This is a genomic window from Agrobacterium sp. ST15.16.055, assembly GCF_027956555.1.
Taxonomy (GTDB): Bacteria; Pseudomonadota; Alphaproteobacteria; order Rhizobiales; family Rhizobiaceae; genus Agrobacterium; species Agrobacterium salinitolerans.
Genome location: NZ_JAQKGN010000021.1, coordinates 58,752 through 65,921 on the forward strand (window position 1 = coordinate 58,752; position 7,170 = coordinate 65,921).

6 protein-coding genes are annotated in these 7,170 nt (G+C 53.8%); all 6 read left to right on the top strand.

The window, feature by feature from the left end; genetic code table 11:
- Window positions 1-13: 13 nt before the first annotated feature.
- Window positions 14-1,279 (top strand): transcription termination factor Rho, encoded by a 1,266-nt coding sequence (rho, locus tag PL599_RS21710; protein ID WP_004444236.1) that lies wholly within the window; start codon window positions 14-16, stop codon window positions 1,277-1,279.
- An 86-nt stretch (window positions 1,280-1,365) separates the two neighbouring features.
- Window positions 1,366-2,697 (top strand): tRNA uridine-5-carboxymethylaminomethyl(34) synthesis GTPase MnmE, encoded by a 1,332-nt coding sequence (gene mnmE / locus PL599_RS21715; protein ID WP_269825270.1) that lies wholly within the window; start codon window positions 1,366-1,368, stop codon window positions 2,695-2,697.
- A 63-nt stretch (window positions 2,698-2,760) separates the two neighbouring features.
- Window positions 2,761-4,644, top strand: coding sequence for a tRNA uridine-5-carboxymethylaminomethyl(34) synthesis enzyme MnmG (gene mnmG, locus PL599_RS21720; RefSeq protein WP_271359876.1), 1,884 nt, complete (start codon window positions 2,761-2,763; stop codon window positions 4,642-4,644).
- An 11-nt stretch (window positions 4,645-4,655) separates the two neighbouring features.
- Complete coding sequence (rsmG, locus tag PL599_RS21725) at window positions 4,656-5,273, top strand: 16S rRNA (guanine(527)-N(7))-methyltransferase RsmG (RefSeq protein WP_137412365.1); 618 nt, start codon at window positions 4,656-4,658, stop codon at window positions 5,271-5,273.
- Between the two features lie 19 nt (window positions 5,274-5,292).
- Entirely contained in the window at window positions 5,293-6,087 is a 795-nt protein-coding gene (locus PL599_RS21730; protein WP_269825272.1) for a ParA family protein, read from the top strand.
- Between the two features lie 29 nt (window positions 6,088-6,116).
- Window positions 6,117-6,998, top strand: coding sequence for a ParB/RepB/Spo0J family partition protein (locus tag PL599_RS21735; RefSeq protein WP_003505321.1), 882 nt, complete (start codon window positions 6,117-6,119; stop codon window positions 6,996-6,998).
- Window positions 6,999-7,170 lie beyond the last annotated feature (172 nt).

A 7,170-nucleotide genomic window follows, 5' to 3' on the forward strand; every position in this document is an offset into this window, starting at 1 on the left:
CGGTCTTCTCTTCATGGCTGAAATGAAGCTTCAGGAACTTAAGAGCAAATCGCCTACCGACTTGCTGACTTTTGCCGAATCCCTGGAAGTTGAAAATGCGAGCACCATGCGCAAGCAGGAACTCATGTTCGCAATCCTCAAGGTTCTCGCGAGCCAGGACATCGAAATCATCGGCGAGGGCGTCGTCGAAGTCCTGCAGGACGGTTTCGGGTTCCTGCGATCCGCAAATGCAAACTATCTGCCCGGTCCGGACGATATCTATATCTCGCCGTCGCAGATCCGCCGCTTCTCGCTGAAAACCGGCGATACCGTTGAAGGCCCGATCCGCGGCCCCAAGGAAGGCGAACGTTATTTCGCGCTTCTCAAGGTCAATACGATCAATTTCGACGATCCGGAAAAGATCCGCCATAAGGTTCACTTTGACAATCTAACGCCGCTTTACCCGAATGAACGCTTCAAGATGGAACTGGACGTTCCGACTTCGAAGGACCTGTCGTCGCGTGTGATCGATCTCGTCGCACCGCTCGGCAAAGGTCAACGCGGATTGATCGTAGCGCCGCCGCGCACGGGTAAGACCGTTCTGCTGCAGAACATCGCTCATTCCATCACGGCAAACCATCCGGAATGCTATCTGATCGTTCTCCTTATCGATGAGCGTCCGGAAGAAGTGACCGACATGCAGCGTTCCGTGAAGGGCGAGGTTGTGTCGTCGACCTTTGACGAACCAGCCGTCCGTCATGTGCAGGTCGCCGAGATGGTCATCGAAAAGGCCAAGCGCCTGGTCGAACACGGTCGCGACGTCGTCATCCTACTCGATTCCATCACGCGCCTCGGCCGTGCCTACAATACGGTTGTGCCCTCCTCCGGCAAGGTTCTCACGGGTGGTGTCGATGCCAACGCCCTGCAGCGTCCGAAGCGTTTCTTCGGGGCCGCGCGTAACATCGAAGAAGGTGGTTCACTGACCATTATCGCGACCGCGCTGATCGATACCGGCAGCCGCATGGATGAAGTCATCTTCGAAGAATTCAAGGGTACGGGTAACTCGGAAATCGTGCTTGACCGCAAGGTTGCCGACAAGCGCATCTTCCCGGCACTGGATATTCTGAAATCCGGTACGCGTAAGGAAGACCTGCTGGTGCCGCGTCAGGATTTGCAGAAGATTTTCGTTCTTCGCCGTATTCTCGCGCCGATGGGTACGATGGACGCCATCGAATTCCTGATCGACAAGCTGAAGCAGACCAAGAACAATTCGGATTTCTTCGAATCGATGAATACCTGATCCGGACTTTAGCCGGATTCATCGTGAGAGCTTCAAAGCCGCGTCCGTTTATTCGGATGCGGCTTGCCTGTTTTAGACTGAGGTGAATGATGCCAGCTTCCACCGATACGATCTACGCGCTTTCCAGCGGTGCCTTGCCGGCGGGTGTGGCTGTTCTCAGGATTAGCGGCTCCAGAGCTTTCGATGCGTTGAAGATGCTGACGGGACGGGAACTTCCGTCACCACGAAAGGCCATGTTGTGCTCGATTCGGAGTCGAAACGACGATGTCATCGACCAGGCGCTGGTAATCGCCTTTCCAGCTCCAAATTCCTTCACGGGTGAGCATTGCGTTGAAATTCATAGCCATGGCAGTCGTGCGGTCATGGCTTCGATTTTTGCCGAGCTCGAAAATCTTGAGGGTCTTCGGCCCGCTGATGCCGGTGAATTCTCTCGTAGAGCCTTCGAGAATGGGAAGATGGATCTCCTTGAGGTCGAAGGCCTCGCTGATCTGTTGCAGGCTGAAACGGAGATGCAGCGGCGCTTGGCGGTGGAACAGAGCACTGGCAAATTGTCGGCGCTTTATGACGATTGGGCCAGCCGCCTGACGCGAGCCCGCGCTCTCATCGAAGCGGAACTAGATTTTGCCGACGAGGAGGACGTTCCAGATTCCGTGGCGGCTCAGGTTTGGGAGGCCATGGCGCTTCTCAAAACGGAAATCCGTGATCATCTCCAGGGCGGTAACGGCGGTGAAATCATTCGCGACGGGTTCAAGGTGGCGCTGGTCGGTGAACCAAATGCAGGCAAATCCACTCTTTTGAACGCTCTTAGCGGTCGGGATGTTGCGATCGTTACCGATATTGCCGGTACAACAAGAGACGTTTTGAGCGTCGATATCAATCTGGAAGGATATTTGGTTCGGATATTCGATACGGCAGGAATAAGAGAAACACAGGATATCGTTGAGCTTGAAGGCGTGCGGCGCGCGGTTTTGACAGCCGAGACGGCAGATCTCGTTCTATTGCTTCAGGATAATGATTCGTTCCCGAAACAACCCGTTGAATCGCTCGGGAGCCAGAGCTATTTGCGAGTGAGAACGAAAACAGCGCTCCATTCCCCTACTTTGAATGATGGATTTGATCTGTCTATCTCAGCCCAGGAAGGAATAGGCTTGAATGAACTGCGGTCGATGCTGAAGCAGGAAATAGAAAAACGCGTCGGTGCCGGCCAGACTTTGGTTCCTGCGCGCGCTCGGCATAAAAAACGACTTGAAGAGACGCTGAACTATGTTAGTGATGCGGTCGATTCCGAGACCCTGGACCTTGCGATAAGGTCGGAATATTTAAGACTCGCTGCAACATCGCTCGGACGGATTACCGGCCGCGTTGATGTGGAAGATTTGCTCGGCGTGATCTTCTCGGAATTCTGCATAGGAAAATGATTCACGTGAAACATCGGCGGCCGAAGCGGTGATGTCGATGTTGGTAGAACAGGGCGCAGGGATATGCACCAGTCATTTGATGTCATTGTTATTGGCGGTGGCCACGCGGGCAGCGAAGCCGCGGCTGCTGCCGCAAGGCATGGTGCAAAAACCGCCCTTGTTACCCATAAGCGTGAGACGATTGGTGTCATGTCCTGTAATCCCGCCATAGGCGGTCTGGGAAAGGGACACCTCGTTCGGGAAATCGATGCGCTGGATGGTTTGATGGGCCGGGTTGCCGATGCGGCAGGTATTCAGTTCCGCATGCTCAACCGTAAAAAGGGTCCGGCTGTCCGTGGTCCGCGAACCCAAGCCGACCGCCGGCTCTACCGCGATGCCATGCAGCGGGAGATCGATGCGATCGAAAACCTGACCATTATTGAAGGCGATGCTTTCGATATTGAGATGGCGCATGATCGTGTCGCGGCAGTTATCATGAAGAATGGTAGCCGGATTCCGTGTGGCGCAGTGGTGCTGACGAGCGGGACCTTCCTGCGTGGCCTCATTCATATCGGTTCCGAAAAGATTCCTGCGGGACGCGTTGGAGAAATGCCGTCAGTTGGCCTCTCTGATACGCTCTCGCGATTGGGTCTCGTTATGGGGCGCCTTAAAACCGGCACCCCTGCCCGACTGGACGGACGCACGATCGACTGGAATGCGGTGGATCGGCAGGCTGCCGATGAGGATCCTGTCCCCTTTTCCTTCATGACGGATCATATTCTCAATCCCCAAATTGAATGTGGTGTAACTCGAACCACGCCAGCTGGCCACAAGATCATTCAGGACAATATTCATCTGTCGGCGATGTATTCGGGACAGATCGAAGGGGTCGGTCCGCGTTATTGCCCGTCGATTGAGGATAAAATCACCCGTTTCGGTGAACGGGACGGTCATCAGATATTCCTCGAGCCGGAAGGTCTCGACGATCACACCATTTATCCAAATGGTATATCAACGTCCCTTCCCGCTGCCGTGCAGGAACAATTTATCCGAACGATACCGGGCCTTGAACAGGTGACGATTCTGCAGCCGGGTTATGCGATCGAATATGACTATGTCGATCCACGCGAGCTGAAACCCTCGCTGGAATGCCGTAAGATTGCGGGATTGTTTCTAGCCGGCCAGATCAATGGAACGACGGGTTATGAAGAGGCGGGTGCTCAAGGTCTTGTTGCCGGCTTGAATGCCTCGCTTTATGCAGGCAATGCCGATCCGGTCTATTTTAGCCGAACCGAGTCCTATATTGGGGTCATGATTGATGACCTGACATCGAAGGGCGTCAGTGAACCCTACCGCATGTTTACCTCCAGAGCGGAGTATCGCCTTTCGCTGCGCGTGGACAATGCGGATCTGCGGCTTACACCAGTTGGCCAGATTGCTGGCATTGTCGGCCGCGAGCGGCAGGAACGCTTCGCGAATTTCATTTCCGATTTGGATCGTGCTCGAGAGCTGCTGAAGGCTATTTCCATCAGCCCATCCCAGGCGGCGAAGCAAGGGTTGAAACTTAATCAGGACGGTCAACGCAGGTCTGTTTATGAATTGCTCGCCTATCCGGATATGTCTCTCGAAGTCCTTGCCAAGCATTGGCCAGAACTGGGCGCCCTCCATGGGAAAGTGGCCGAAGCCTTGCAGATTGAGGCGAGTTATGCGGTCTACATGCAAAGGCAGAGTGCTGATATCATCGATATCAAACGGGACGAAGACAGGAAAATCCCTGATGACTTTGATTTTAAGAGCCTATCCGGCCTCTCCAACGAGCTTAAACAAAAGCTGGAAAAAGCCCGTCCTGAGAATATTGCCCAAGCCGCTCGTGTTGACGGCATGACACCGGCTGCGATATCGCTGCTGCTCGCACTTCTGCGGAAGGATTCCGCAACGCGAAGTGAAAAATTACGCATGCACCAATAGCGAGTCGGATTATGAAGATAAACGGCCAGAGTGTTTCACGTGAAACACAGGAAAGACTCGAATATTTTGTCGAGCTTTTTAAGAAGTGGAACAGAACCACAAATCTGGTAGCGCCTTCCACTCTCGCGGAGCTTTGGAACCGGCATGTGGCTGATAGCGCGCAAATATTCCAACTCTCTCCGCAGCCAAAAAAATGGATTGATCTTGGAAGCGGTGGCGGATTTCCCGGTGTTGTCACCGCGATTTTTCTTGCTGATCTTGGCGACGGCTGGGTTGATCTGGTCGAAAGTAACAATAAAAAGGCGGCATTCCTGCGAATTGCACTGAAGGAAACCGGTGCAAGAGGTGCAGTTCACCCCGTCAGGATCGAGACAGCACCGGAGATCATCAAAAATTGCGAGGCTGTTTCGGCTCGCGCGCTCGCCGAACTGGATTTGCTTTTCGATTATATTCATCCCTGGGCGCAGAATAACCCAAATCTCAAGGCCTATTTTAATAAAGGCCGGGATTATGATTCTGAAGTGCAGAAAGCACATGGTCGCTGGAAGTTTGATCTGGTAAAACATCAGAGTGCCATTGAGGCAGATTCTGTTGTTCTTGAAATCAGCAACCTTGCTTTGAGGCGCTGACGAACTGGCCAGGTGCGGCATGACTTTTGAAAAAAACCGGATTATCGCAGTTGCTAACCAGAAAGGCGGCGTCGGTAAAACAACAACCGCCATCAATCTGGCTACCGCACTGGCGGCTATTGGTGAGCGTGTACTGATCGTGGATCTGGACCCGCAGGGTAATGCGAGTACCGGGCTTGGCATTGACCGCAAGGAGCGCAAGCTTTCTTCCTATGATCTTCTCGTGGGAGATCATGGGGTAGCGGAAGTTGCTGTTCCCACGGCCGTTCCAAATCTCGATATCGTGCCTTCCACGATGGATTTGCTCGGTTTCGAAATGCAGGTCGCGAATGTTTCCAACCGCGTTTTCCTGCTGCGTGCGGCCATGGAGACGAAGGAAGCCAAGGGCTACTCCTACATTCTTGTTGATTGCCCGCCCTCTTTCAATCTTTTGACGATGAATGCGATGACGGCCGCCCATTCGGTGCTGGTGCCGCTGCAATGTGAGTTCTTTGCCCTGGAAGGTCTCAGCCAGCTGCTGGATACGGTCAGCCAGATACGCGGATCGGTCAATCCGCAGCTTGATATACAGGGTATCGTTTTGACGATGTTCGATGCGCGTAACAATCTTGCGCAGCAGGTCGTTTCGGATGTGAGAAGCCATCTTGGCGAGAAGGTTTACCATACCCTCATTCCACGCAACGTTCGTGTTTCGGAAGCACCGTCCTATGGTAAACCGGCCATTCTTTATGACCTGAAATGCGCCGGCAGTCAGGCCTATTTGCAACTTGCATCCGAAGTGATCCAGAGAGAGCGCCTGCGCAAAGCTGCCTGACATTTGCGGACTGTATGGAGTAATATCTTATGAGTGATGATCTTTCCAAGCGTCGGTTGGGGCGCGGTCTTGCCGCATTGATCGGTGAAATGGATCAGCCCGTACCGGTCGGCGAGCCTCAACGCGCGGTTAACGCTGATCGCACCATTCCCATTGAATTCATCGCTCGCAGCCAAAGAAACCCGCGGCGTCATTTTGATGAAAACGAGCTGCAGGACCTTGCTGCCTCCATTCGTCAGCATGGAATTGTTCAGCCAGTGGTGGTGAGAACGGTAGGAGTCAACCGCTACGAGATTATAGCCGGTGAGCGCCGCTGGCGCGCGGCGCAGCTGGCGGGCTTTACCGATGTTCCCGTCATTGTTCGCGACGTGGATGATCGCACGGCGCTGGAACTGGCGATTGTCGAAAACGTACAGCGTTCCGATCTCAATCCGCTCGAAGAAGCGATGGGGTATGAGCAGCTCATCGCCGAACATGGCTATACGCAGAATGATCTCGGTGAAATCATCGGCAAGAGCCGAAGCCACGTTGCCAACAGCCTGCGGCTTTTGAAGCTTCCCGATCCGGTAAGGGATATGCTGGCGGATGGTTCGCTCTCCGCAGGTCATGCGCGCGCTCTTGTTTCCACTTCCGATCCGGCGACGCTCGCGAAAACAATCGTATCCAAGGGACTTTCGGTTCGTGATGCTGAGCGCCTGGCGCAGAATGACATCAAATCGCAGGGCGATGTTGCGGAGAAGCGACCTGCTGCGGAAAAGGATTCCGATACGATTGCGCTCGAACGCAGCCTGTCCGATGCTCTTGGGCTGGATGTAAAGATCAGCCACAAGGGCGGATCGGGGCAAATCCGTATCGGTTACCGGACATTGGAACAGCTTGAAGCGGTATGCCGGCTTCTGGAGCAGAAATAAGTACCTATTTGTTTTAAAATATAAAATACCCGCCTTTGGCGGGTATTCAGACTGCTGACAAACCCCTGGCGTGAGCTGGGGGTTTATGATTCATTGGGACATGTTGAAGAAACCTGCTCCTGAACAGACCGCTCTCGAGATGGTGACGCTCGATAGTCTGGTCCCGAAAGAT